This window comes from Pseudomonas sp. A, assembly GCF_056270345.1.
This window is the reverse complement of record NZ_CM149873.1, coordinates 5,019,267-5,044,230: the sequence shown is the minus strand read 5'-3', so window position 1 is coordinate 5,044,230 and position 24,964 is coordinate 5,019,267. Positions and strand designations below refer to the sequence as shown.

Below are 24,964 nucleotides of genomic sequence, written 5' to 3'. Positions count from 1 at the left end.
CGCAGGTCAGCCGTTTTCACACAGTCGGGTGGGGTGCGCGATTATTCCTGGTCGGCGCTGGATTGATCGTCACCGTCCTGGTCGACGGCGGGCGTCGGTTCGGCGTGGGCGGCAACGGATTGCTCTTCGGGGTTCAGGCTTGGGAAGGGAAGATTCGGGATTTCATGCATCTCGTCGTTCCTCGCAAGTGTGAGTGAAAAGGCGGCGCCAGGGCGCATGTGTGGCTTCGAAAAACTGGGGCAGGATACAGCAGTCTGGATGACAGTTTGAGATTTTTGCCGGGCGCTGGTCGGTTTTAGCGGGCGATCAGCGCACCGCCGACTGTGTTCGGGCGCCGGAAACACTGTGGGAGCAACAGTCTTGTACTGCCTGCGTTCGATTCATCGCAGGCTGCGCTCCCCCACAGTTACAGCGCTTGATGTCGAAGCGGCGCGTATCCTGTGGGAGCGGGTTTACCCGCGAACACCGGCGAAGCCGGTGCCATCCACCGCGTCGCTTGCTTCGCGGCTAAAGCCGCTCCCACAGGTACTGCGATATCAGCGACAGACGTCGGCGATGGCCGCCGCCAGCTTCTCCAGGCGCTGCGCATCCGCCCCGGCGATGTTCGCCCGGCCGGTACCGACCATGTACACACTGTGCCGTTCACGCAGCAGGCGCACTTGCTCGGGGTTCAGCCCGGTGTAGGAGAACATCCCGCGTTGCGCGGCGATGTGCGCGAAGCGCTCGGCCAGGCCGTGTGGCGCCAGCGCCTGCACCAGGCCCTGGCGAAGCTCGGCAATGCGCTGACGCATGGCGTTCACTTCCTCGACCCACAGCGCCTTGAGCGCCGGATCACCGAGGATCTCGGCGACCACTGCGGCACCATGGTCCGGTGGCGTCGACCACAGGTTGCGCGCAATGAACGCCAATTGGCTGCGCACATCCAGCAGTTTCTCGGCATCGTGGCTGCACACCAGCAGGGCGCCGGTGCGATCGCGGTACAGGCCGAAGTTTTTCGAGCAGGAGCTGGTGACCAGCAGTTCCGGCAGTTCGGCGGCAAACAGGCGCACCGCCCAGGCGTCTTCCTCCAGGCCGTCACCGAAGCCCTGGTAGGCAAAATCGATCAGTGGCAGCAGGTTGCGGCGCTTGACGATGTCGAGTACCGCGCGCCAGTCGTCCTGGCCCAGGTCGAAGCCGGTCGGGTTGTGGCAGCAGGCGTGCAGCAGCACCACGTCGCCTTCCGGTGCCTGTTCCAGCGCGGCGAGCATGCCGTCGACGTTAAGGCGGTTGTCCTTGCCCACGTAGGGGTAGTGGGACACCTTGAGCCCGGCGCCGGCGAAGATCGTCTCGTGGATCGGCCAGGTCGGGTCGCTCAGAAAGATGCCACGCCCCGGCAGGCAATGGGCGATGAACTCCGCCGCCAGGCGCAGGGCGCCGGTGCCGCCCGGGGTCTGGGTGGCACCGGCGCGCTGGCTGGCCAGCAACGGCGATTCGCTGCCCAGCACCAGTTCGCTGATCAGGCGCCCGAACGCCGCGTCACCATGGCCACCGATGTAGCTTTTGGTGTCCTGGCGTTCGACCAGGCGCTGCTCGGCCTGCTTGACCGCTGCGGGAATCGGCGTCAGGCCCTGGGCGTCCTTGAACACGCCGACCCCCAGGTCGAACTTGGCCGGATTGTCGTCGCGGGCGTAGGCCTCCATCAGCCCCAGGATCGGGTCGCCAGGGACCCGTCCGATGGCCGCGAAGTGCATCACTTGCGCCCTTCGGCGGTTTTGGCGACCTCGTCGGTGCGCGCGCACATGATGAAGTCGTTGCGGTGCAGGCCCTTGATCGAGTGGCTCCACCAGGTCACGGTGACCTTGCCCCACTCGGTCAGCAGGCCCGGGTGATGGCCTTCGGCTTCGGCGATCTCGCCGACGGCGTTGGTGAAGGCCAGGGCGTGCTTGAAGTTCTTGAACAGGAACACGCGCTCGAGCTCCATGTGGCCGTCGCGGGTTTCGATGTTCCAGTCCGGGATCTGCCGGATCAATACCGGCAGTTCCTCGTCGCTGACTTTCGGCGCATCGGCGCGGCAGGCTTCGCAGTGGGCTTGGTTCAAGGCATTCATGGGTGTTTTCCGGTTTGAGTTGTTATCGACAGGGGCGCTCAGGCGGCGACCTTGGGTGGAAACTTCGGTGCGTGCAGGCCCAGCTGCATGGCCTGGTGGACCATGGCCATGATGTCTTCGTGGGCCAGGTCGAACAGGCGTTTCATGTTCGGCAGGACGAAGTACAGGGGCTGCAGGATATCGATGCGGTACGGCGTGCGCATGGCCTCGATCGGGTCGAAGGCCTGGTGCTCCGGCTCGCCGGACAGGCTGTAGACGGTCTCCTTCGGCGAGGAGAGGATGCCGCCGCCATAGATCTTGCGACCCTGCGCGGTCTCCATCAGGCCGAACTCGATGGTCATCCAGTACAGGCGCGCCAGGTACACACGCTGTTCCTTGGTCGCCGCCAGGCCCAGCTTGCCGTAGGTGTGGGTGAATTCGGCGAAGAAGGGGTTGGTCAGCAGCGGGCAGTGGCCGAAGATCTCGTGGAAGATGTCGGGCTCCTGCAGGTAGTCCAGTTCTTCCGGGGTGCGGATGAAGGTGGCGACCGGGAAGCGCTTGCTGGCCAGCAGCTCGAAGAAGGTCTGGAAGGGGATCAGTGCCGGCACGCGGGCGACCTGCCAGCCGGTGGTGGCGCCCAGCACCTTGTTGATTTCGCCGAGCTGGGGGATGCGGTCATGGGGCAGCTTGAGCTGCTCGATGCCGTCCAGGTATTCCTGGCATGCCCGGCCTTCGATCACTTTCAGTTGGCGAGTGATCAGGGTGTTCCACACCGCATGCTCTTGCTGCGGGTAGTCGATAAAACCATGCGCATCGGGCTCGCGTGCCACGTATTGCGTCTGTTTCATGTGGCTCTCCTGGTGAGGGCGTTCTTGTTATGTACAGGACATACCTTAGGAATATCCCTACAAACGCGGCTTTGCACTGGGGTGAAGGGCAGTTAATCGTCACCGCTCATCCTGAATTCGTAACGATAATTTTACAAAAATACCCTTATCCCGGAAAATCACGGGTGTCGAGCTGGGCAGAAGGTTGATTTTGTCAGCTTATCTTTACGACTTTTCCGCGCGCCGGGTAAAAACCTGGCCGCTTCGAGAGCCTTCATGCGTATCAAAGTGCACTGCCAGAACCGCATCGGCATCCTGCGGGACATCCTCAACCTGCTGGTGGAGTACGGCATCAACGTGCTGCGCGGCGAGGTGGGGGGGGATCACGGCAACGCCATTTATCTGCATTGCCCGAACCTGATCAACCTGCAGTTCCAGGCCCTGCGGCCGAAGTTCGAGTCGATCGCCGGGGTGTTCGGGGTCAAGCGCGTCGGCCTGATGCCCAGCGAGCGCCGGCACATGGAACTCAATGCGCTGCTGGGCGCGCTGGACTTCCCGGTGCTGTCGATCGACATGGGCGGCAGCATCGTTGCCGCCAACCGTGGCGCGGCGCAGTTGCTCGGGGTGCGGGTGGACGAGGTGCCGGGCATTCCGTTGTCGCGCTATGTCGAGGACTTCGACCTGCCGGAGCTGATCCGCGCCAACAAGTCGCGGATCAACGGCCTGCGCATCAAGGTCAAGGGCGATGTGTTCCTCGCCGATATCGCGCCGTTGCAATCTGAGCATGACGACAGCGAGGCGCTGGCGGGCGCGGTGATCACCTTGCATCGCGCCGATCGCATCGGCGAGCGCATCTACAACGTGCGCAAGCAGGAGCTGCGTGGCTTCGACAGCATCTTCCAGAGCTCGCGGGTGATGGCTGCGGTGGTGCGCGAGGCGCGGCGCATGGCGCCGCTGGATGCGCCGCTACTGATCGAGGGCGAGACCGGTACCGGCAAGGAATTGCTGGCGCGCGCCTGCCATCTGGCCAGCCCTCGTGGCCAGGCGCCGCTGATGGCGCTCAACTGCGCCGGCCTGCCGGAGTCGATGGCCGAGACCGAGCTGTTCGGCTATGGCCCAGGGGCGTTCGAAGGCGCACGGGCCGAAGGCAAGCTGGGGCTGCTGGAGCTTACCGCCGGTGGCACGCTGTTCCTCGATGGCGTCGGAGAGATGAGCCCGCGCTTGCAGGTCAAGTTGCTGCGCTTCCTGCAGGATGGCTGTTTCCGCCGGGTCGGCAGTGACGAGGAGGTGTACCTGGATGTGCGGGTGATCTGCGCGACCCAGGTCGATCTGTCCGAGCTGTGCGCCCGGGGCGAGTTCCGACAGGACCTCTACCATCGCCTCAACGTGCTGTCGCTGCACATTCCGCCGCTGCGCGAATGCATGGATGGCCTGGAGGGGCTGGTGCAGCACTTCCTTGACCAGGCCAGCCGGCAGATCGGCTGCCCGATGCCGCGCCTGGCGCCGGCGGCGATGGACAAGCTTGCTCAATATCATTGGCCGGGCAACGTGCGCCAGTTGGAGAACGTGCTGTTCCAGGCGGTGTCGTTGTGCGAGGGCGGGGTGGTGAAGAGCGAACATATCCGTTTACCGGATTATGGCGCACGCCAGCCATTGGGCGAGTTTTCCCTGGAGGGCGATCTTTCGCAAATTGTCGGGCGGTTTGAAAAGGCGGTATTGGAAAGTTTGATGAGCGAGTTTCCAAGTAGCCGGGCGCTGGGGAAAAGATTGGGTGTTTCCCATACGACCATTGCCAACAAGTTGCGGGATTATTCGTTGAGCAAGTCGGTGGAGTGAACGTGGTTAATTACCTTGAAAGTTACACTTGTCCCTGTAGGAGCGGCCTTGTGCCGCGAAAGGGCCGCAAAGCGGCCCCGACGATCTTGGCATGCTGCTGAAAACCCAGGGCCGCTACGCAGCCCTTTCGCGGCACAAGGCCGCTCCTACAGGGATCGCGCAAGGCTTGAGGTTGGCGCGGTCGGAGTGGGAGCGGGCTTGCCCCGCGATATACCTATGGCCTCAGCCGTTGGAACAACCGTTCCCCATCACGCGGTATTCGAGAATGTGCTTCTGGCCCTGGGAGTCCTCGTAGGTCATGCGGGCCGGCACCACTTCACAGACGTTCGGCACTTCGCTCATGGAGATGACGCGGGCGATGTCCAGGTGCTGCGAATAACTGTACTGTTCAACCGGAATCTGCTCGACATCTTTTGCTTCGCCGGCCAATGCCGCGCCGCAAAAACCGCCAAGTACCAATACCAGTAAAGCTTTCATTTTCAAGTTACCTGTCTAAGGTCGTGAGGGGGCACGCGGCGCTTATGGCGCCGCGAGTACAGCAAGTTTCAACTATCGGGATGAGGTACGGATTAACGCTGCCTGCGTGGGGGCTGTTACCAAGTTAATCGCGTTGCCGTTGCTGGCGAGATGAATTTTAGGGAGGCGCCCACGGCTGAAACAGAGGGGGTTTTGATAAAGTCTTTTGACAGAATATGTAACAATCCCCGTCGAAACCCTGTCTTTTCCTCTCGGAGATGGCTGCATGCCATGTACTAGAGCGGTCGCGCCTGATTGGTGAGTCGACGGCCCGTCGTGTTACTACCAACGTCGAATGGCCTTGGCCGCTCTGGTACAGTTACAAACGGTTCCATACAAAAACAACTATTACACCGAGGTAACACAGATGAGTGCGGCTCCACTGTATCCCGTTCGTCCCGAGGTTGCGGCCAGTACCCTGACCGACGAGGCCACCTACAAGGCCATGTACCAGCAATCGGTGATCAACCCGGACGGCTTCTGGCGCGAGCAGGCCCAGCGTCTGGACTGGATCAAGCCTTTCACCAAGGTCAAGCAGACCTCGTTCGACGACCACCATGTCGATATCAAGTGGTTCGCCGACGGCACTCTGAACGTTTCCTACAACTGCCTGGACCGCCACCTCGAAGAGCGCGGCGACCAGCTGGCGATCATCTGGGAGGGCGACGACCCTTCCGAACACCGCAACATCACCTACCGCGAGCTCCACGAGCAGGTCTGCAAGTTCGCCAACGCCCTGCGTGGCCAGGACGTGCACCGCGGCGACGTGGTCACCATCTATATGCCGATGATTCCCGAGGCAGTGGTCGCCATGCTGGCCTGCGCCCGCATCGGTGCGATCCACTCGGTGGTGTTCGGCGGCTTCTCGCCGGAGGCGCTGGCCGGTCGCATCATCGACTGCAAGTCGAAAGTGGTGATCACCGCCGACGAAGGCCTGCGCGGCGGCCGCCGTACCCCGCTCAAGGCCAACGTCGACCTGGCCCTGACCAACCCTGAAACCAGCAGTGTGCAGAAGATCATCGTGTGCAAGCGCACCGGTGGCGACATCGCCTGGCACCAGCATCGCGACATCTGGTACGAAGACCTGATGAAGGTTGCCTCCAGCCACTGCGCGCCGAAAGAGATGGGCGCCGAGGAGGCGCTGTTCATCCTCTATACCTCCGGCTCCACCGGCAAGCCCAAGGGCGTGCTGCACACCACTGGCGGTTACCTGGTGTATGCCGCGCTGACCCACGAGCGCGTGTTTGACTACCGTCCGGGCGAGGTCTACTGGTGCACCGCCGACGTGGGCTGGGTCACCGGTCACAGCTACATTGTCTACGGCCCGCTGGCCAACGGCGCCACCACGCTGCTGTTCGAAGGCGTGCCGAACTACCCGGACATCACCCGGGTGTCGAAGATCGTCGACAAGCACAAGGTCAATATCCTCTACACCGCGCCAACCGCCATTCGCGCCATGATGGCCGAAGGTGAAGCGGCGGTGGCCGGTGCCGATGGCTCCAGCCTGCGCCTGCTGGGCTCGGTGGGCGAGCCGATCAACCCCGAGGCCTGGAACTGGTACTACAAGACCGTCGGCAAGGAGCGTTGCCCGATCGTCGATACCTGGTGGCAGACCGAGACTGGCGGTGTGCTGATCAGCCCACTGCCAGGCGCCACCGCACTGAAGCCTGGCTCGGCGACCCGCCCGTTCTTCGGCGTGGTGCCGGCGCTGGTGGACAACCTGGGCAACCTGATCGAGGGCGCCGCCGAGGGCAACCTGGTGATCCTCGACTCCTGGCCGGGCCAGTCGCGCTCGCTGTACGGCGATCATGACCGTTTCGTCGACACCTACTTCAAGACCTTCCGTGGCATGTACTTCACCGGTGACGGTGCCCGTCGCGACGAAGACGGCTACTACTGGATCACCGGTCGCGTCGACGACGTGCTCAACGTCTCCGGACACCGCATGGGCACCGCCGAGATCGAGAGCGCGATGGTGGCGCATCCGAAGGTCGCCGAAGCGGCGGTGGTGGGCGTGCCGCACGATATCAAGGGGCAGGGCATCTATGTCTATGTCACCCTCAATGCTGGCGAGGAGTCGAGCGAGCAACTGCGCCTTGAGCTGAAGAACTGGGTGCGCAAGGAAATCGGCCCGATCGCCTCGCCGGATGTGATCCAGTGGGCGCCGGGGCTGCCGAAGACCCGTTCGGGCAAGATCATGCGCCGCATCCTGCGCAAGATCGCCACCGGCGAGTACGACGCGCTGGGTGATATCTCCACACTGGCCGACCCAGGGGTGGTGCAGCACCTGATCGACACCCACAAGGCGATGAGCCTGGCCACCGCCTGAGTCGAAGCGTCGCGGCAAGTCGGCTCCTGAAGGTCGTGGGAGCGGGCTTGCCCCGCGATCAGGCCATCAGTAAAAGCCCCGCCCACACCCGGCGGGGTTTTTGCTTTACTGATGCAGACTGTTACTCCGACATTCATCGGTAACCCTGGCTGTCACCGATTTCGCCCAAATGCGGGGCTTGTGGAAACATTCATGTGCCATTTGAGTGCATTCCTGCGAGCATTTTGTGCAGGGTCGCACGCTGCGCTTGCCGGAATACAAGGCTTTGCCAATAATGGGCCCGCTTATTGCTTTGGGTATAGGTTATTTCTCTTTTGCTCTTGCATATCTCGCAGGAGCTGTCAATATCGCCCGCCGCGGTTCCTGGCGCTTCTGTAATTAGTTGTCGCTTTGAAGAAATATCGACCACCGGGCTGTCGCTAGAATGCCACTCACTCGCTCGTGGTCTGCGACCTTGGTCGAAACCTGCGCGGCTCGCGCTGTACCCATTCGCATATCGGGCAGCCGTTACAACTGCCTTGTATTGCCCCGTACCGATGGAGTTACCTGATGAAGAAGCTCGCACTGCTTGGCGCCCTGGCGCTTTCCGTGTTTTCCCTGGTATCGCAGGCCGATGAGAAGCCGTTGAAGATCGGTATCGAGGCCGCCTACCCACCCTTCGCCTTCAAGCAGCCTGATGGCAGCCTCGCCGGCTTCGACTACGACATCGGCAACGCCCTGTGCGAAGAGATGAAAGCCAAGTGCACCTGGATCGAGCAGGAGTTCGACGGCCTGATCCCGGCGCTGAAAGTGCGCAAGATCGACGCCATCCTGTCGTCCATGTCGATCACCGACGATCGCAAGAAGTCGGTCGACTTCACCAAGCGCTACTACCTGACCCCGGCGCGCCTGGTCATGAAGGAAGGCACCACCGTCAGCGACAGCCTGGCTGAGCTCAAGGGCAAGAAGATCGGCGTGCAGCGCGGCTCGATCCATGATCGCTTCGCCAAGGAAGTCCTGGGCGCGCAAGGCGCCACCGTCGTGCCTTACGGCACCCAGAACGAAATCTACCTGGACGTCGCCGCCGGTCGTCTTGACGGTACCGTGGCCGACGCCACCCTGCTCGAAGACGGTTTCCTGAAAACCGACGCCGGCAAGGGCTTTGCCTTCGTAGGCCCGGCCTTCACCGATTCCAAGTACTTCGGTGACGGTATCGGCATCGCCCTGCGCAAGGGTGACAAGGCCAACGCCGACCGCATCAACGCCGCCATCGACGCGATCCGTGCCAACGGCAAATACAAAGAGATCGAGAAGAAGTACTTCAACTTCGACATCTACGGTCCAGACTCGAAGTAAGCCATCGAGTTTCACCTGTGCAATGGTGCAAACAGCAGAAGCTCTGAGGTTTGCACCATTTTTCATTCCCAAGCCCTGAGGAATTCGAATCATGTTGAAAGGCTATGGGGCAGTCATCCTCGACGGAGCGTGGCTGACGCTGCAGCTCGCCCTGTCGTCGATGGCCCTGGCCATCGTCCTCGGCCTGATCGGCGTGGCGCTGCGCTTGTCGCCGGTGCGCTGGCTGGCCTGGCTGGGGGATCTGTATTCCACGGTGATCCGTGGCATCCCTGACCTGGTCCTGATCCTGCTGATCTTCTACGGCGGCCAGGACATCATCAACCGGGTGGCGCCGCTGCTCGGCTATGACGACTACATCGACCTGAACCCCCTGGTCGCCGGCATCGGCACCCTGGGCTTCATCTTCGGTGCCTACCTCTCGGAAACCTTCCGCGGCGCCTTCCTGGGGATTCCCAAGGGGCAGGCCGAGGCGGGTGCGGCCTACGGCATGAGCGGTGTCCAGGTGTTCTTCCGGATCATGGTGCCGCAGATGATCCGCCTGGCGATCCCGGGCTTCACCAACAACTGGCTGGTGCTGACCAAGGCTACCGCGCTGATTTCGGTGGTCGGCCTGCAGGACATGATGTTCAAGGCCAAGCAGGCGGCGGACGCCACCCGCGAACCCTTCACCTTCTTCCTCGCGGTGGCGGCGTTGTACCTGGTGCTGACCAGTGTCTCGCTGCTGGCGCTGAAGTATCTCGAGAAGCGCTACTCGGTGGGCGTCAAGGCGGCTGAACTATGATCTTCGACTACAACGTCATCTGGGAGGCCCTGCCGCTGTACCTGGGCGGCCTGCTGACCACCCTCAAGCTGCTGGCGCTGTCGCTGCTGTTCGGCCTGCTGGCGGCAATTCCGCTGGGCCTGATGCGCGTCTCCAGGCAGCCGCTGGTGAACATGAGTGCCTGGCTGTACACCTACGTGATCCGCGGCACGCCGATGCTGGTGCAGTTGTTCCTGATCTACTACGGCCTGGCCCAGTTCGAGGCAGTGCGCGAGAGCTTCCTGTGGCCGTGGCTGTCCAGCGCGACCTTCTGCGCCTGCCTGGCCTTCGCCGTCAACACCAGTGCCTACACCGCCGAGATCATCGCTGGCAGCCTCAAGGCCACGCCCCATGGCGAGATCGAGGCGGCCAAGGCCATCGGCATGTCGCGCATGAAGATGTACCGCCGCATCCTCCTGCCGTCGGCCCTGCGCCGGGCGCTGCCGCAGTACAGCAACGAAGTGATCATGATGCTGCAGACCACCAGCCTGGCGTCGATCGTCACCCTGATCGACATCACCGGTGCCGCGCGCACGGTCAACGCCCAGTACTACCTGCCTTTCGAGGCCTACATCACGGCGGGCGTGTTCTACCTGTGCCTGACCTTCATCCTCGTGCGCCTGTTCAAGATGGCCGAACGCCGCTGGCTCGGCTACCTGGCGCCGCGCAAGCACTGACCGCTCTGTGAGATCCGACAGCATGTACAAACTTCAAATCCAAGACCTGCACAAGCGCTACGGCAGCCATGAGGTGCTCAAGGGCGTCTCCCTCGAAGCCAAGGCAGGCGACGTGATCAGCATTATCGGCTCCAGCGGCTCGGGCAAATCGACCTTCCTGCGCTGCATCAACCTGTTGGAGCAGCCGCACGCGGGCAAGATCCTGCTCAACAACGAAGAGCTCAAGCTGGTGGCCGGCAAGGACGGCGCGCTCAAGGCCGCCGATCCGAAACAGCTGCAGCGCATGCGCTCGCGCCTGTCGATGGTGTTCCAGCATTTCAACCTGTGGTCGCACATGACGGCGCTTGAGAACGTCATCGAGGCGCCGGTGCATGTGCTGGGCGTGAACAAGAAGGAAGCGCTGGAGAAGGCCGAGCACTACCTGGCCAAGGTCGGCGTGTCCCATCGCAAGGATGCCTTCCCCGGCCACATGTCCGGCGGCGAGCAGCAGCGCGTGGCCATTGCCCGCGCCCTGGCCATGGAGCCTGAGGTGATGCTGTTCGACGAGCCGACCTCGGCGCTCGACCCGGAGCTGGTGGGCGATGTGCTCAAGGTCATGCAGTCGCTGGCCCAGGAAGGCCGCACCATGGTGGTGGTCACCCACGAGATGGGCTTTGCCCGCGAGGTGTCCAACCAGCTGGTGTTCCTGCACAAGGGGCTGGTGGAGGAGCGCGGCTGCCCGCGCGAGGTGCTGGTCAATCCGCAGTCCGAGCGCCTCAAGCAGTTCCTTTCCGGCAGCCTGAAGTAATCGCTGCAAATTTGCACCATAATGGGGCATGCTGCGCCATCCGCGCGGCATGCCCTGGCGCCACAAGCGCGAACCTTTCCTTCCAGGTTTCGGACCACGCCCTATGACCACCCAGCGAATCGGATTTCTCATCTGGCCAAGCACCAAGCCGCTGACCCTGGCGTTGGCCGAAGAGGTGCTGCAGGTGGCCCAGCGGGTGCATCCGGACGTGGTCTACGAGCTGGCCTATCTGCAGGCCGAAGCCGTGCAGGAGGGTGCCTGGCGCCTGCCGGGCGAGGCCTGGAACGGTCGTCTGGAGGGTTGCCACAAGCTGTTCCTGCTGGCCGACGAGCCGCCGACGGCCATCGGCTCGTCGCTGTCCGCCGCGCTCAAGCAGCTGGCGCGCAGCGGCTGCATGATCGGCGGCCTGTCTGCTGGGGTGTACCCGCTGGCGGCGCTGGGCCTGCTTGATGGCTACCGCGCCGCGGTGCACTGGCGTTGGCAGGATGATTTCGCCGAGCGCTTCCCCAAGGTGATCGCCACCAGCCACCTGTTCGACTGGGACCGTGATCGCCTGACTGCCTGCGGCGGCATGGCGGTGACCGACCTGCTGCTGGCGGTGCTTGCGCGCGATCATGGCGCGGAGCTGGCGGGCGCGGTGTCGGAAGAGCTGGTGGTCGAGCGTATCCGTGAAGGGGGCGAGCGCCAGCGCATTCCGCTGCAGAATCGCCTGGGCTCCAGCCATCCCAAGCTCACCCAGGCGGTGCTGCTGATGGAGGCCAATATCGAGGAGCCGCTGACCACCGACGAGATCGCCCAGCATGTGTGCGTGTCCCGTCGCCAGCTGGAGCGGATCTTCAAGCAGTACCTCAATCGCGTGCCCAGTCAGTATTACCTGGAGCTGCGCCTGAACAAGGCACGGCAGATGCTGATGCAGACCAGCAAGTCGATCATCCAGATCGGATTGTCCTGCGGGTTCTCTTCGGGGCCGCATTTCTCCAGTGCGTACCGCAATTTCTTTGGCGCCACACCGCGTGAAGACCGTAACCAGCGGCGCAGCAGCAGCCCGTTCGAGCTGAGTTCGGCGCCGGCCGAGCGGGGCTGATTTCTCTATTGTCTGTGCCGGCCTCTTCGCGGGTAAACCCGCTCCCACAGGCAATCTGCTGTTTTCAGGTACGGTGCCATCCTGTGGGAGCGGGTTTACCCGCGAAGAGGCCGGTGCAGGCAACCTCTTTTCATATGTGAACGGTCGTTCACCCGATTCCTATCTCCCGTTACACTGCGCGATTGCGACACTGTTTGTCGCATTGCCGAAAACCGCGTGAAAACACGGTTTGGCGCTGTAACAAGTTGTCGCCTGGCAGCAAGGACAGGCGCCGATCAGTCCTTACAATCCCTTCATCGCTCGCCACTTCCAGGCCAGCGTTCCTCTTCAGGAGACTCAGATGTCCGTTGAGCAAGCCCCGGTGCAACGTGCCGATTTCGACCAGGTCATGGTTCCCAACTACTCCCCGGCGGCGTTCATTCCTGTGCGAGGCGAGGGTTCCCGAGTCTGGGACCAGACCGGTCGCGAGCTGATCGACTTCGCCGGCGGCATCGCGGTTAATGCCCTGGGCCACTGCCATCCGGCGCTGGTCAAGGCGCTCACCGAGCAGGCCAACACCCTCTGGCACGTCTCCAACGTGTTCACCAACGAGCCGGCCCTGCGCCTGGCGCACAAGCTGGTGGACGCGACCTTCGCCGAGCGTGCGTTCTTCTGCAACTCTGGTGCCGAGTCCAACGAGGCCGCCTTCAAGCTGGCCCGTCGCGTCGCCCACGACCGCTTCGGCCCCGAGAAGCACGAAATCATCGCCACCGTGAACAGCTTCCACGGTCGCACCCTGTTCACCGTCAGCGTCGGTGGCCAGCCCAAATACTCCGACGGCTTCGGTCCGAAGATCACCGGCATCAGCCATGTGCCGTACAACGACCTGGAAGCGCTGAAAGCGCAGATTTCCGACAAGACCTGCGCCGTGGTCATTGAGCCGATCCAGGGCGAGAGCGGCGTGGTCCCGGCCGACCAGGCCTACCTGGAGGGCGCGCGCAAACTGTGCGACGAGCACAACGCCCTGCTGATCTTCGACGAAGTCCAGACCGGTGTCGGCCGTACCGGCTCGCTGTACGCCTACCAGCACTACGGCGTCACCCCGGACATCCTCACCAGCGCCAAGAGCCTGGGCGGCGGCTTCCCGATCGGCGCCATGCTGACCACCAGCGACCTGGCCAAGCACCTGGCCGTCGGCACCCACGGCACCACCTACGGTGGCAACCCGCTGGGCTGCGCCGTTGCCTGCGCGGTGCTGGATGTGATCAACACCCCGGAAACCCTGGCGGGCATCAAGGCCAAGCATGAGCGCTTCAAGACTCGCCTGGAGAACATCGGCCAGCAAACCGGCCTGTTCACCCAGGTGCGTGGCGTCGGCCTGCTGATCGGCTGCGTGCTGAGCGAGGCCTGGAAAGGCAAGGCCAAGGACATCCTCAACGCCGCCGAGAAAGAAGGCGTGATGGTCCTGCAGGCAGGTCCCGACGTGGTGCGCTTCGCCCCGAGCCTGGTGGTCGAGGATGCCGACATCGACGAAGGCCTGGATCGTTTCGAACGCGCCGTGGCAAAACTGATCAAGGGCTGATCGCCCTTCGCCGGCCCCGAGAAGGGGCTGGCGATACCCGAATTCCAGTGCGGGCACCTGCTTGCAGGTGGTGGCGCGTGCCCGCCGTTTTTCCGTGCCGATGTGATCGGCGCGCTTTCCCGAAAGGAGTGACACCATGCTGGTGATGCGCCCCGCGCAAATGGCTGATCTGAACGAAGTGCAGCGCATGGCTGCCGACAGCCCCATTGGTGTCACCTCGCTGCCGGATGACGCCGGCCGCCTGGGCGACAAGATCGCCGCCTCGGAAACCTCGTTCGCTGCCGAGGTCAGCTTCAATGGCGAAGAGAGCTACTTCTTCGTGCTTGAGGACAGCGCCACCGGCAAGCTGGTCGGCTGCTCGGCCATCGTCGCTTCGGCCGGCTACTCCGAGCCGTTCTACAGCTTTCGCAACGAGACCTTCGTGCACGCCTCCCGCGAGCTGAAGATCCACAACAAGATTCACGTCCTGTCGCTGTGCCACGACCTCACCGGCAACAGCCTGCTGACCAGTTTCTACGTGGTGCCGGAACTGGTGAGCAGCGCCTTCGCCGAGCTCAACTCACGGGGCCGCCTGCTGTTCATGGCCGCGCACCCCGAGCGCTTCGCCGAGTCGGTGGTGACCGAGATCGTAGGCTACAGCGACGAGCAGGGCGAGTCGCCGTTCTGGGACGCCATCGGCCGCAACTTCTTCGACCTCAACTACGCCGACGCCGAGCGCCTGTGCGGCCTGAAGAGCCGCACCTTCCTCGCTGAACTGATGCCGCACTACCCGATCTACGTGCCGCTGCTGGCCGACGAGGCGCAGGAGGCCATGGGCCAGGTGCACCCGCGGGCGCAGATTACCTTCGACATCCTCATGCGCGAAGGCTTCGAGACCGAGCATTACATCGACATCTTCGACGGCGGCCCGACCCTGCACGCCCGCGCCTCGGGCATCCGCTCCATCGCCCAGAGCCGGGTGGTGCCGGTCAAGCTCGACGAGACGCCAGTCAAGGGCGGCCGTCCGTACCTGGTGTGCAACGGCCAGTTGCAGGATTACCGCGCCGTGCTGCTGGAGCTGGACTGGGTGCCGGGCAAGCCGGTCAGCCTGAGCGGCGAAGCCGCCGAGGCCCTGGGTGTCGGCGAAGGCGCTAGCGTGCGCCTGGTCGCGGTCTGAACCGCCGGAACAGAGAGTTTCGCGGCAGGCACAGACCGCCGCACAAGGAGATAGCATGATCGTTCGTCCTGTACGCAGCAGCGATTTACCCGCGCTGATCGAATTGGCCCGCAGCACCGGCACCACCGGCCTGACCACGCTGCCGGCCAACGAGGAGCGCCTCGGCCAACGGGTCGGCTGGGCCGAGAAAAGCTTTCGCGGCGAAGCCGAGCGCGGCGACACCGACTACCTGTTCGTGCTGGAGAACGACGAAGGCATGGTGGTCGGCATCAGTGCCATCGCCGGTGCCGTCGGCCTGCGCGAGCCCTGGTACAACTACCGGGTCGGCCTGACCGTCAGCGCCTCGCAGGAGCTGAACATCTACCGCGAGATCCCCACGCTGTTCCTGGCCAACGACCTGACCGGCAACTCCGAGCTGTGCTCGCTGTTCCTGCGCAGCGACTACCGCAGTGGCCTCAATGGCCGTCTGCTGTCCAAGGCGCGGATGCTGTTCATCGCCGAGTTCCCGCAGCTGTTCGGCAACAAGATCATCGCCGAGATGCGCGGCATGTCCGACGAGGCAGGCCGTTCGCCCTTCTGGGAGAGCCTGGGCCGGCACTTCTTCAAGATGGAGTTCAGCCAGGCCGACTACCTCACCGGCGTGGGCAACAAGTCGTTCATCGCCGAACTGATGCCCAAGTTCCCGCTGTACACCTGCTTCCTCTCGGAAGCGGCGCGCAGCGTCATCGGCCGCGTGCACACCGACACGGAGCCTGCGCTGGCCATGCTCAAGCGCGAAGGCTTCAACTACCAGGGGTATGTCGACATCTTCGATGCCGGCCCGGCCATCGAGTGCGAGACCTCGAAGATCCGCGCCGTGCGTGACAGCGAGACCCTGGTACTGGCCGTCGGCACCCCGGGTGACGACGCCACCCCTTACATCATTCACAACCGCAAGCGCGAAGACTGCCGCATCACCGCCGCACCGGCGCGCCTGGCGGCAGGTACCCTGGTGGTCGATCCGCAGACCGCCAAGCGCCTGCGCCTGGGCGCCGGCGACAATGTCCGCGCCGTGCCGCTGTCCGCCGGTCGGGAGGCCCAGTAAATGAACACGCATTACATCGCAGGCCACTGGCTGGCCGGCCAGGGTGAAACCCTGCAGTCGCTCAACCCCGTCACCCAGGCGGTGATCTGGCAAGGGCAGGGCGCCGACGCCGCCCAGGTCGAAACCGCCGTGCAGGCCGCCCGCCAGGCGTTCCCGGCCTGGGCATCGCTGAGCCTGGAGGCGCGCATCAGCGTGCTGGAGGCCTTCGCCGAGAAGCTCAAGGCCAATGCCGAGGCGCTGTCGCGCTGCATCGGCGAAGAAACCGGCAAGCCCCTGTGGGAGTCGGCCACCGAAGTGACCAGCATGGTCAACAAGGTCGCCATCTCGGTGCAAAGCTACCGCGAGCGCACCGGCGAGAAGAGCGGCCCGCTGGCCGACGCCACCGCCGTGCTGCGGCACAAGCCCCATGGCGTGGTGGCGGTGTTCGGCCCGTACAACTTTCCCGGCCACCTGCCCAACGGCCACATCGTTCCGGCGTTGCTGGCCGGCAACTGCGTGGTGTTCAAGCCCAGCGAGCTGACCCCCAAGGTCGCCGAGCTGACGGTGCAGTGCTGGATCGAGGCCGGCTTGCCGGCCGGCGTGCTCAACCTGGTCCAGGGCGCTCGCGAAACTGGCGTGGCGCTGGCCGCCAACCCGGGTATCGACGGCTTGTTCTTCACCGGTTCCAGCCGCACCGGCAACCTGCTGCACCAGCAGTTCGCCGGCCGCCCGGACAAGATCCTCGCCCTGGAAATGGGCGGCAATAATCCGCTGGTTGTCGATGAGGTCAAGGACCTGGACGCTGCGGTGTACACCATCATCCAGTCGGCGTTCATCTCCGCCGGTCAGCGTTGCACCTGCGCCCGCCGCCTGCTGGTGCCGCAGGGCGACTGGGGTGACGCGCTGATCCAGCGCCTGGTCGAGGTGAGCCGCAGCATCAGTGTCGGTGCCTTCGATCAGCAGCCCGCGCCCTTCATGGGTTCGGTGATTTCGCTGCAGGCCGCTCGCGCACTGCTGGCGGCCCAGGCCGAGCTGCTCGGCAAGGGCGCCGTGGCATTGCTGGAGATGACCCAGCCACAGGCCGGCGCTGCCTTGCTTACGCCGGGCATCATCGATGTCAGCGCCGTGGCCGAGCGCCCGGACGAAGAGTTCTTCGGCCCGCTGCTTCAGGTGATCCGCTACGCCGACTTCGACGCGGCGATCGAGGAGGCCAACAACACCCAGTACGGCCTGGCCGCTGGGCTGCTGTCGGACTCCAACGCCCGCTACCAGCACTTCTGGCTGCGCAGCCGCGCCGGCATCGTCAACTGGAACAAGCAGCTGACCGGCGCCGCCAGCAGCGCGCCGTTCGGTGGCGTCGGCGCCAGCGGCAACCACCGCGCCAGCGCCTACTACGCGGCGGACTACTGCGCCTACCCCGTGGCTTCGCTGGAGACCGCGAGCCTTGCACTGCCGGCGACCCTGACGCCGGGCGTCACCCTATAACAACAGGTCTCGGAGCCTTGCCGATGAAATCCTTTGAAGTGAATTTTGATGGCCTGGTGGGGCCGACCCACAACTACGGCGGCCTGTCGTACGGCAACGTGGCCTCGCAGAGCAACAGCCAGCAGGGTTCCAACCCGCGCGAGGCGGCGCGCCAGGGCCTGGCGAAGATGAAGGCGCTGATGGAAATGGGCTTCCAGCAGGGCGTGCTGGCCCCGCAGGAACGTCCGGACGTGGCCGCGCTGCGTCGCCTGGGCTTCACCGGCAGCGATGCCGAAGTGATCCAGCGTGCGGCCAAAGACGCAATGCCGCTGCTGGTCGCCAGTTGCTCGGCCTCGAGCATGTGGGTGGCCAACGCCGCCACCGTCAGCCCCAGCGCCGATACCGCCGATGGCCGCGTGCATTTCACCGCCGCCAACCTCAACTGCAAGTACCACCGCAGCATCGAGCACCCGACCACCAGCCGTGTGCTGGGCGCCATGTTCAGCGATGACAAGGTCTTCGCCCACCATGAGGCGCTGCCGGCGGTTGCCCAGTTCGGTGACGAGGGCGCGGCCAACCACACCCGCTTCTGCCGCGCCTATGGCGATGCCGGCGTCGAGTTCTTCGTCTATGGCCGCAGCGCCTTCGACAGCCGCTATCCCGCGCCGCAGAAGTATCCGGCGCGACAGACCCTGGAAGCCTCCCAGGCCGTCGCTCGCCTGCATGGGCTGAGCGATGAAGGCGTGGTCTACGCTCAACAGAATCCGGCGGTGATCGATCAGGGCGTGTTCCACAACGACGTGATTTCGGTGGGCAACGGCGAGGTGCTGTTCTACCACGAGGACGCGTTCCTCGAGACCGACGCCGTGCTCGGCCAGCTGCAGGCTAAACTGGCCAGCAAGGGCGGCAACTTCCAGGGTATCTGCGTGCCGCGCGCGGCGGTGACGGTGGAGGACGCGGTGCGTTCCTACCTGTTCAACAGCCAGCTGCTCAGCCGCGAAGACGGTTCGATGCTGCTGGTGGTGCCGGAGGAGTGCCGCAACAACGAGCGCGTCTGGGCTTATCTGAGCCAGCTGACCAGCCAGGGCGGCCCGGTGAAGGAGGTCAAGGTTTTTGACCTCAAGCAGAGCATGCAGAACGGTGGCGGCCCGGCTTGCCTGCGTCTGCGCGTGGCGCTGAAGGAAAACGAACTGGCGGCGGTCAATCCAGGCGTTATCATGACCGCCTCGCTGTACGACACCCTGGTGCAGTGGGTCGACAAGCACTACCGCGATCGCCTCGGCGAAGCGGACCTGGCCGACCCGCAGCTGCTGGTGGAATGCCGCACGGCCCTGGATGACCTGACCCAGATCCTCAAGCTGGGCTCGGTGTATCCGTTCCAACGCCAACCTTGATAGAGAGAAATTGCAATGTCCGACGCCCTGCGCCTGATCCTGGAAGATGAAGACGGCACCCAGCTGGAAACCTCGTGCACCCGTTTTGCCGTGGTCTGGCAAGGCAAGGAAGTGTGGATCCAGCAGGACGGCCGCGGCCAGCTGCTGATCGGCGTCGATGTCGAGGAAGACGACACCGAGTACGCCAACCTGCTGCTGCGCCCGATGGCCACCAACCTGGTCAGCCTGCAACTGGAAATGGAACCGGCCGACGTTGCCGGTGACGACGACCACGTCCACGGCCCGGACTGCGGCCACCACCACTAAGGAAGCGCCTATGCTCGCCCTCGGCAAACTGCTTGAGCTGACCCTGACCGATCACGAACCGGCCGAGAAGACCCAAGTGACCACCGGGGGCGTGCGTTTGCGCTGGCTGGGGGAGGGCGCGCTGGAAGTGCGTCCCCCCGAAGGTGAGGATTGCGGGCTTGACCTGCTGCTGTCGGCCGGTATCCACGGCAACGAGACGGCGCCGATCGAGCTGCTCGAAAGGCTGCTGCACGGTGTGGCCAGCGGCAAGATCAAGCCGCGTGCGCGGGTGCTGTTCCTGTTCGGCAACCCGGCGGCGATCCGCAAGGGCGAGCGCTTCATCGAGCAGGACATCAACCGCCTGTTCAATGGCCGCCACGAACTCTCCAGCGGCTTCGAGGCGCTGCGCGCCGCGGAGCTTGAGCAGTTCGCCCGGGTGTTCTTCAGCAAGCCTGAGCGCACTCGTTTGCATTACGACCTGCATACTGCCATCCGCGGGTCCAAGATCGAGCAGTTCGCCTTGTATCCCTACAAGGAGGGCCGCACGCATTCCCGACGTGAACTGGCGCGCCTGGCTGCGGCAGGGATGGAGGCAGTGCTGTTGCAGAGCAAGCCTTCGATTACTTTCAGTGCCTTCACCTATGAGCAGCTGGAGGCCGAGGCCTTTACCCTCGAATTGGGCAAGGCGCGGCCATTTGGGCAGAACGAAGGCGTCAATCTCGACAAGCTCGAAGAACGCCTCATCCAGATCATCGAAGGTACCGAGCCTGAGACCGGCGACTCGCTCGATAGCCTGAAGCTGTTCAGCGTCGCCCGCGAGATCATCAAGCACAGCGACAGCTTCCACCTGCACCTGCCGGCCGATATCGAGAATTTCTCCGAGCTGAGCAAGGGCTACCTGCTGGCCGAAGACCTGGCCGAGACGCGCTGGGTGGTGGAGGAGGAGGGCGCGCGAATCATCTTCCCCAACCCCAAGGTGAAGAACGGGCTGCGCGCCGGCATCCTCATTGTGCCCGACTCGGGCCAACGGCTGGCTTAAGCCTTGCGCGATCCCTGTAGGAGCGGCCTTGTGCCGCGAAAGGGCTGCATAGCAGCCCCGGGATCTCAGCTGCGAAGCTGATATCGCTGGGGTCGCTTTGCGACCCTTTCGCGGCACAAGGCCGCTCCTACAGGAGCGCTCAGCGCTTGGCCGGTTTTGGATCCCTTCGGTGATGAAATTCTTTTAATTCACCAACCTGTTAATTTTCCCCGTCCCGGGACCGTAATTGGCTTGCCAGTAGCGAAACGCTGGCTTTAGCATCGCGGTCATGCCGTTTTCTGCCCGACTCGGGCCAACGGCTGGCTTAAGCCTTGCGCGATCCCTGTAGGAGCGGCCTTGTGCCGCGAAAGGGTCGCAAAGCGACCCCGGCAATATCTGCTTTGCTGCTGAGATCCTGGGGATGCTTTGCAGCCCTTTCGCGGCACAAGGCCGCTCCTACAGGAACGCTCAGCGCTTGGCCGGTTTTGGATCCCTTTGGTGATGAAATTCTTTTAATTCACCAACCTGTTAATTTTCCCCGTCCCGGGACCGTAATTGGCTTGCCAGTAGCGAAACGCTGGCTTTAGCATCGCGGTCATGCCGTTTTCAATTGCTGTAGTCCGACAAACCGTCCATTCGACGGTTTCTATCGCATAAACACACTGCACCGAGACTGCAGGACCGATATAATGCGGCCCTTTGCCGTCGTTTCGTCGATTCGACGTGTGGCCGCCGTTTCCGTGGAAGAACCTATGAAAAGCGCAGAAATCCGTGAAGCCTTCCTCCGCTTCTTCGAAGAGCAGGGACATACTCGCGTTGCCTCCAGCTCCCTGATCCCGGGCAATGACCCGACCCTGCTGTTCACCAACGCCGGCATGAACCAGTTCAAGGACTGCTTCCTCGGCCAGGAAAAGCGCGCCTATACCCGCGCCGTGAGCAGCCAGAAGTGCGTACGCGCCGGTGGCAAGCACAACGACCTGGAAAACGTCGGCTACACCGCCCGTCACCACACCTTCTTCGAGATGCTGGGCAACTTCAGCTTCGGCGACTATTTCAAGCGCGATGCCATCACCTTCGCCTGGACCTTCCTGACTTCGGACAAGTGGCTGAACCTGCCGAAGGAAAAACTGTGGGTCACCGTCTACGCCAGCGACGACGAGGCCTACGACATCTGGACCAAGGAAGTCGGCGTGCCGGCCGAGCGCATGGTGCGCATCGGTGACAACAAGGGCGCCCCGTACGCCTCCGACAACTTCTGGACCATGGGCGACACCGGTCCGTGTGGCCCGTGCACCGAGATCTTCTACGACCACGGCGCCGACATCTGGGGCGGCCCACCCGGCTCGCCGGAAGAAGACGGCGATCGCTACATCGAGATCTGGAACAACGTCTTCATGCAGTTCAACCGCACCGCCGACGGCGTCCTGCACCCGCTGCCGGCGCCGTCGGTGGATACCGGCATGGGCCTGGAGCGCATCAGTGCGGTGATGCAGCACGTGCACTCGAACTACGAGATCGACCTGTTCCAGAGCCTGCTGGCCGCTGCCGCCAATGCCATCGGTTGCGCCAATGACGACCAGCCGTCGCTGAAAGTGGTCGCCGACCACATCCGTTCCTGCGGCTTCCTGATCGCCGACGGCGTGCTGCCGTCCAACGAAGGCCGCGGTTACGTGCTGCGCCGCATCATTCGTCGCGCCTGCCGCCACGGCAACAAACTGGGCGCCAAGGGCAGCTTCTTCCACAAGATCGTCGCCGCGCTGGTGGCCGAGATGGGCGAAGCCTTCCCAGAACTCAAGGGCCAGCAGGCGCACATCGAGCGCGTGCTCAAGACCGAGGAAGAGCAGTTCGCCAAGACCCTCGAGCAGGGCCTGCGCATCCTCGAGCAGGACCTGGCCCAGCTGCAGGGCCAGGTCGTGCCAGGGGATGTGGTGTTCAAGCTGTACGACACCTATGGCTTCCCCATGGACCTGACCGCCGACATCGCCCGCGAGCGCGAGCTGACCATCGACGAAGCCGGCTTCGAGCGCGAGATGGAAGCCCAGCGTGAGCGTGCCCGCTCCGCAAGCGCCTTCGGCATGGACTACAACAGCCTGGTCAAGGTCGACACCGTCACCGACTTCCTCGGCTATGACGCCACCGAAGGCCAGGGCAAGGTCATCGCCCTGTACAAGGACGGCCAGGCTGTCGAGCAACTGGCTGAAGGCGAGGAGGGCGTCGTGGTCCTCGACCGCACCCCGTTCTACGCCGAGTCCGGCGGGCAGGTCGGTGATTGCGGCTACCTGCAGGCCGGCGCCGTGCGCTTCGACGTGCGCGACACCACCAAGACCGGCGGTGCCTTCCTGCACCACGGCGTGGTCGCCAGCGGCGCGCTGACTGTAGGTGCCGCAGTTGATGCCCGCGTCGATGCCGAGGTGCAGCACGCCACCTCGCTGAACCACTCCGCCACCCACCTGCTGCACGAAGCCTTGCGCCAGGTGCTGGGCGAGCACGTGCAGCAGAAGGGCTCGCTGGTCGACAGCCAGCGCCTGCGTTTCGACTTCAGCCACTTCGAGGCGGTCAAACCAGAACAGATCAAGGCCCTGGAAGACATCGTCAACCGCGAAGTGCGTCGCAACACCGAGGTACAGACCGAGCTGACCGACATCGAGACCGCCAAGGCCAAGGGCGCCATGGCGCTGTTCGGTGAGAAGTATGGCGACACCGTGCGCGTGCTGAGCATGGGCGGTGACTTCTCCGTCGAGCTGTGCGGCGGCATCCATGCCAAGCGCACCGGCGACATCAGTCTGTTCAAGATCATCAGCGAAGGCGGTGTGGCCTCTGGCGTGCGCCGTATCGAAGCGATCACCGGCGCCGCCGCGCTGGCCTACCTGAACACTGCCGAAGAGCAGGTCAAGGAAGCCGCGCAGCTGGTCAAGGGCAATCGCGACAACCTGATCGACAAGTTGTCGGCTGTGCTCGAGCGCAACCGCCAGCTGGAAAAGCAGCTCGAGCAGCTGCAGGCCAAGGCCGCCAGCGCCGCCGGGGATGATCTCTCCAACGCGGCCGTTGAGGTCAAGGGTGCCAAGGTCCTCGCCGCCCGCCTGGATGGGCAGGATGGCAAGGCGCTGCTGGCGCTCGTCGATCAACTGAAGAACAAGCTCGGCCACGCAGTGATCCTGCTGGGCAGCGAGCATGAGGGCAAGGTCGTGCTGGTGGCTGGCGTGACCAAGGACCTCTCCAGCCAACTCAAGGCTGGCGACCTGATGAAACAAGCTGCTGCGGCGGTCGGTGGCAAGGGCGGCGGTCGTCCTGACATGGCCCAGGGCGGTGGCGTCGACGTCGCCGCGCTGGACCAGGCGCTGGCCCTGGCCGTGCCGTTCGCCGAGCAGGGACTTTGAGATGGAGGGGGCGCCGGTCTAGTCGGCGTCCCCGCCATGTTGGATTGTTTTTTGGGGCCCTTGAGGGCTGAGGCACCTTTGAAATGGCGTTGATCGTACAGAAATTTGGCGGTACCTCTGTCGGTTCCATCGAGCGGATCGAGCAGGTTGCCGACAAGGTCAAGAAATTCCGCGAGCAAGGCACCGACCTGGTGGTTGTGCTGTCGGCGATGAGCGGGGAAACCAATCGCCTGATCGACCTGGCGAAGCAGATCACCGACAAGCCCGAACCCCGCGAGCTGGACGTGATCGTCTCGACCGGCGAGCAGGTCACCATCGCCCTGTTGTCCATGGCCCTGATGAAGCGCGGCGTGCCGGCGGTGTCCTACACCGGCAACCAGGTGCGCATCCTCACCGACAGCGCGCACAACAAGGCGCGCATCCTGCAGATCGACGACCAGAAGATCCGCGCCGACCTCAAGGCCGGCCGTGTCGTGGTGGTCGCCGGTTTCCAGGGCGTCGACGAGCACGGCAACATCACCACCCTCGGCCGTGGCGGCTCCGACACCACCGGCGTGGCCCTGGCGGCGGCGCTGAAGGCCGACGAGTGCCAGATCTACACCGATGTCGATGGCGTCTACACCACCGACCCGCGTGTCGTGCCCCAGGCCCAGCGCCTGGAGAAGATCACCTTCGAGGAGATGCTGGAAATGGCCAGCCTCGGCTCCAAGGTGCTGCAGATCCGCTCGGTGGAGTTCGCCGGCAAGTACAACGTCCCGCTGCGCGTGCTGCACAGCTTCAAGGAGGGTCCGGGTACCCTCATTACCATTGATGAAGAGGAATCCATGGAACAGCCGATCATTTCCGGTATCGCCTTCAACCGTGATGAGGCCAAGCTGACCATTCGTGGTGTCCCGGATACCCCAGGCGTCGCCTTCAAGATCCTCGGCCCGATCAGCGCCGCCAACATCGAAGTCGACATGATCGTGCAGAACGTCTCGCACGATAACACCACCGACTTCACCTTCACCGTGCACCGCAACGAGTACGAGAAGGCGCTGAGCGTGCTGGAGAACACCGCCCGCGAAATCGGCGCGCGTGAAGTGATCGGCGACACCAAGATCGCCAAGGTGTCGATCGTCGGCGTCGGCATGCGCTCCCACGCGGGCGTTGCCAGCCGCATGTTCGAGGCCCTGGCCAAGGAGAGCATCAACATCCAGATGATCTCCACCTCCGAGATCAAGGTCTCGGTAGTGATCGAAGAGAAGTACCTGGAGCTGGCCGTACGCGCGCTGCACACCGCGTTCGAACTCGATGCGCCTGCCCGACAGGGTGAGTGACACGCTGCCTGGAGGGGCGCGGCTTGCCGCGCCCTTCGTGTTTCTGGCCGCTGCGGCTGTCCCTGTCCAGGC

The 24,964-nt window shown here is 63.8% G+C and carries 21 protein-coding genes; 16 read left to right on the top strand and 5 right to left on the bottom strand.

Annotated features, from left to right (window positions below):
- Window positions 1–41: 41 nt before the first annotated feature.
- From AC0MAZ_RS22520 to phhA, 4 genes are all read right to left on the bottom strand, one after another.
- Window positions 42–170, bottom strand: a complete 129-nt coding sequence (locus tag AC0MAZ_RS22520; protein ID WP_256582346.1) for a hypothetical protein — start codon at window positions 168–170, stop codon at window positions 42–44.
- A gap of 366 nt (window positions 171–536) precedes the next feature.
- Complete coding sequence (locus AC0MAZ_RS22515; RefSeq protein ID WP_475859229.1) at window positions 537–1,733, bottom strand: amino acid aminotransferase; 1,197 nt, start codon at window positions 1,731–1,733, stop codon at window positions 537–539.
- Window positions 1,730–2,086 (bottom strand): 4a-hydroxytetrahydrobiopterin dehydratase, encoded by a 357-nt coding sequence (locus tag AC0MAZ_RS22510; protein WP_203651524.1) that lies wholly within the window; start codon window positions 2,084–2,086, stop codon window positions 1,730–1,732. Before AC0MAZ_RS22510 ends, AC0MAZ_RS22515 begins: the two co-directional genes overlap by 4 nt.
- A 38-nt stretch (window positions 2,087–2,124) precedes the next feature.
- A complete protein-coding gene (gene phhA, locus AC0MAZ_RS22505) occupies window positions 2,125–2,913 on the bottom strand; it encodes a phenylalanine 4-monooxygenase (RefSeq protein ID WP_062360651.1) in 789 nt (262 codons plus the stop codon).
- Window positions 2,914–3,168: 255 nt separating this feature from the next.
- On the opposite strand from phhA, the gene AC0MAZ_RS22500 reads away from it, so the two are divergent.
- Window positions 3,169–4,728 carry a sigma-54-dependent transcriptional regulator gene (locus AC0MAZ_RS22500; RefSeq protein WP_475859227.1) on the top strand — a complete coding sequence of 520 codons (1,560 nt, stop codon included), beginning with the start codon at window positions 3,169–3,171 and terminating at the stop codon, window positions 4,726–4,728.
- Window positions 4,729–4,950: 222 nt separating this feature from the next.
- Here the strand turns inward: AC0MAZ_RS22500 and AC0MAZ_RS22495 are convergent, their stop codons facing one another.
- The gene (locus tag AC0MAZ_RS22495; protein WP_023630669.1) at window positions 4,951–5,205 is read right to left on the bottom strand and encodes a DUF2790 domain-containing protein; all 255 of its coding nucleotides are present in this window, start codon (window positions 5,203–5,205) and stop codon (window positions 4,951–4,953) included.
- Window positions 5,206–5,611: 406 nt separating this feature from the next.
- Between AC0MAZ_RS22495 and acs the strand changes: the two genes are divergently transcribed.
- The 15 genes from acs (at window position 5,612) to AC0MAZ_RS22420 (ending at window position 24,892) form a co-directional block, all read left to right on the top strand.
- Complete coding sequence (gene acs / locus AC0MAZ_RS22490) at window positions 5,612–7,573, top strand: acetate--CoA ligase (RefSeq protein ID WP_203651528.1); 1,962 nt, start codon at window positions 5,612–5,614, stop codon at window positions 7,571–7,573.
- 549 nt (window positions 7,574–8,122) lie between these two features.
- A complete protein-coding gene (locus AC0MAZ_RS22485) occupies window positions 8,123–8,908 on the top strand; it encodes an ABC transporter substrate-binding protein (protein ID WP_203651530.1) in 786 nt (261 codons plus the stop codon).
- A 91-nt stretch (window positions 8,909–8,999) separates the two neighbouring features.
- Window positions 9,000–9,689: an ABC transporter permease gene (locus tag AC0MAZ_RS22480; RefSeq protein WP_028691070.1), complete on the top strand. Its 690-nt coding sequence runs from the start codon at window positions 9,000–9,002 to the stop codon at window positions 9,687–9,689.
- The gene (locus tag AC0MAZ_RS22475) at window positions 9,686–10,384 is read left to right on the top strand and encodes an ABC transporter permease (protein WP_475859226.1); all 699 of its coding nucleotides are present in this window, start codon (window positions 9,686–9,688) and stop codon (window positions 10,382–10,384) included. Before AC0MAZ_RS22480 ends, AC0MAZ_RS22475 begins: the two co-directional genes overlap by 4 nt.
- 22 nt (window positions 10,385–10,406) lie before the next feature.
- A complete protein-coding gene (locus AC0MAZ_RS22470; RefSeq protein WP_023630946.1) occupies window positions 10,407–11,171 on the top strand; it encodes an ABC transporter ATP-binding protein in 765 nt (254 codons plus the stop codon).
- Window positions 11,172–11,274: 103 nt separating this feature from the next.
- The gene (gene argR, locus AC0MAZ_RS22465) at window positions 11,275–12,255 is read left to right on the top strand and encodes a transcriptional regulator ArgR (protein ID WP_254465089.1); all 981 of its coding nucleotides are present in this window, start codon (window positions 11,275–11,277) and stop codon (window positions 12,253–12,255) included.
- Window positions 12,256–12,595: 340 nt separating this feature from the next.
- Entirely contained in the window at window positions 12,596–13,816 is a 1,221-nt protein-coding gene (locus AC0MAZ_RS22460; RefSeq protein WP_203651539.1) for an aspartate aminotransferase family protein, read from the top strand.
- A 136-nt stretch (window positions 13,817–13,952) separates the two neighbouring features.
- Complete coding sequence (aruF, locus tag AC0MAZ_RS22455; RefSeq protein ID WP_203651541.1) at window positions 13,953–14,972, top strand: arginine/ornithine succinyltransferase subunit alpha; 1,020 nt, start codon at window positions 13,953–13,955, stop codon at window positions 14,970–14,972.
- Between the two features lie 55 nt (window positions 14,973–15,027).
- On the top strand, window positions 15,028–16,056 hold the full coding sequence (gene astA / locus AC0MAZ_RS22450) for an arginine N-succinyltransferase (RefSeq protein WP_232857738.1): 1,029 nt from the start codon (window positions 15,028–15,030) through the stop codon (window positions 16,054–16,056).
- Entirely contained in the window at window positions 16,057–17,520 is a 1,464-nt protein-coding gene (gene astD / locus AC0MAZ_RS22445) for a succinylglutamate-semialdehyde dehydrogenase (RefSeq protein ID WP_475859222.1), read from the top strand.
- Between the two features lie 23 nt (window positions 17,521–17,543).
- Window positions 17,544–18,893 (top strand): N-succinylarginine dihydrolase, encoded by a 1,350-nt coding sequence (gene astB / locus AC0MAZ_RS22440; RefSeq protein ID WP_475859221.1) that lies wholly within the window; start codon window positions 17,544–17,546, stop codon window positions 18,891–18,893.
- Between the two features lie 15 nt (window positions 18,894–18,908).
- The gene (locus AC0MAZ_RS22435; RefSeq protein ID WP_011534960.1) at window positions 18,909–19,199 is read left to right on the top strand and encodes a hypothetical protein; all 291 of its coding nucleotides are present in this window, start codon (window positions 18,909–18,911) and stop codon (window positions 19,197–19,199) included.
- Window positions 19,200–19,209: 10 nt separating this feature from the next.
- Window positions 19,210–20,217, top strand: coding sequence for a succinylglutamate desuccinylase (gene astE, locus AC0MAZ_RS22430; RefSeq protein ID WP_475859219.1), 1,008 nt, complete (start codon window positions 19,210–19,212; stop codon window positions 20,215–20,217).
- A 731-nt stretch (window positions 20,218–20,948) separates the two neighbouring features.
- Window positions 20,949–23,573: an alanine--tRNA ligase gene (alaS, locus tag AC0MAZ_RS22425; RefSeq protein ID WP_475859217.1), complete on the top strand. Its 2,625-nt coding sequence runs from the start codon at window positions 20,949–20,951 to the stop codon at window positions 23,571–23,573.
- A gap of 83 nt (window positions 23,574–23,656) precedes the next feature.
- Window positions 23,657–24,892, top strand: coding sequence for an aspartate kinase (locus AC0MAZ_RS22420; protein ID WP_028691060.1), 1,236 nt, complete (start codon window positions 23,657–23,659; stop codon window positions 24,890–24,892).
- The last annotated feature ends 72 nt before the right edge of the window (window positions 24,893–24,964 follow it).

Coding starts and splice junctions, on each gene's coding strand:
- AC0MAZ_RS22460 (WP_203651539.1), top strand. CDS start 12,596: ATGTCCGTTGAGCAAGCCCCGGTGCAACGTGCCGATTTCGACCAGGTC.
- AC0MAZ_RS22480 (WP_028691070.1), top strand. CDS start 9,000: ATGTTGAAAGGCTATGGGGCAGTCATCCTCGACGGAGCGTGGCTGACG.
- astB (WP_475859221.1), top strand. CDS start 17,544: ATGAAATCCTTTGAAGTGAATTTTGATGGCCTGGTGGGGCCGACCCAC.
- AC0MAZ_RS22475 (WP_475859226.1), top strand. CDS start 9,686: ATGATCTTCGACTACAACGTCATCTGGGAGGCCCTGCCGCTGTACCTG.
- AC0MAZ_RS22510 (WP_203651524.1), bottom strand. CDS start 2,086: ATGAATGCCTTGAACCAAGCCCACTGCGAAGCCTGCCGCGCCGATGCG.
- astA (WP_232857738.1), top strand. CDS start 15,028: ATGATCGTTCGTCCTGTACGCAGCAGCGATTTACCCGCGCTGATCGAA.
- argR (WP_254465089.1), top strand. CDS start 11,275: ATGACCACCCAGCGAATCGGATTTCTCATCTGGCCAAGCACCAAGCCG.
- AC0MAZ_RS22500 (WP_475859227.1), top strand. CDS start 3,169: ATGCGTATCAAAGTGCACTGCCAGAACCGCATCGGCATCCTGCGGGAC.
- AC0MAZ_RS22520 (WP_256582346.1), bottom strand. CDS start 170: ATGCATGAAATCCCGAATCTTCCCTTCCCAAGCCTGAACCCCGAAGAG.
- astD (WP_475859222.1), top strand. CDS start 16,057: ATGAACACGCATTACATCGCAGGCCACTGGCTGGCCGGCCAGGGTGAA.
- AC0MAZ_RS22420 (WP_028691060.1), top strand. CDS start 23,657: ATGGCGTTGATCGTACAGAAATTTGGCGGTACCTCTGTCGGTTCCATC.
- AC0MAZ_RS22435 (WP_011534960.1), top strand. CDS start 18,909: ATGTCCGACGCCCTGCGCCTGATCCTGGAAGATGAAGACGGCACCCAG.
- AC0MAZ_RS22495 (WP_023630669.1), bottom strand. CDS start 5,205: ATGAAAGCTTTACTGGTATTGGTACTTGGCGGTTTTTGCGGCGCGGCA.
- alaS (WP_475859217.1), top strand. CDS start 20,949: ATGAAAAGCGCAGAAATCCGTGAAGCCTTCCTCCGCTTCTTCGAAGAG.
- AC0MAZ_RS22470 (WP_023630946.1), top strand. CDS start 10,407: ATGTACAAACTTCAAATCCAAGACCTGCACAAGCGCTACGGCAGCCAT.
- astE (WP_475859219.1), top strand. CDS start 19,210: ATGCTCGCCCTCGGCAAACTGCTTGAGCTGACCCTGACCGATCACGAA.
- aruF (WP_203651541.1), top strand. CDS start 13,953: ATGCTGGTGATGCGCCCCGCGCAAATGGCTGATCTGAACGAAGTGCAG.
- phhA (WP_062360651.1), bottom strand. CDS start 2,913: ATGAAACAGACGCAATACGTGGCACGCGAGCCCGATGCGCATGGTTTT.
- AC0MAZ_RS22485 (WP_203651530.1), top strand. CDS start 8,123: ATGAAGAAGCTCGCACTGCTTGGCGCCCTGGCGCTTTCCGTGTTTTCC.
- acs (WP_203651528.1), top strand. CDS start 5,612: ATGAGTGCGGCTCCACTGTATCCCGTTCGTCCCGAGGTTGCGGCCAGT.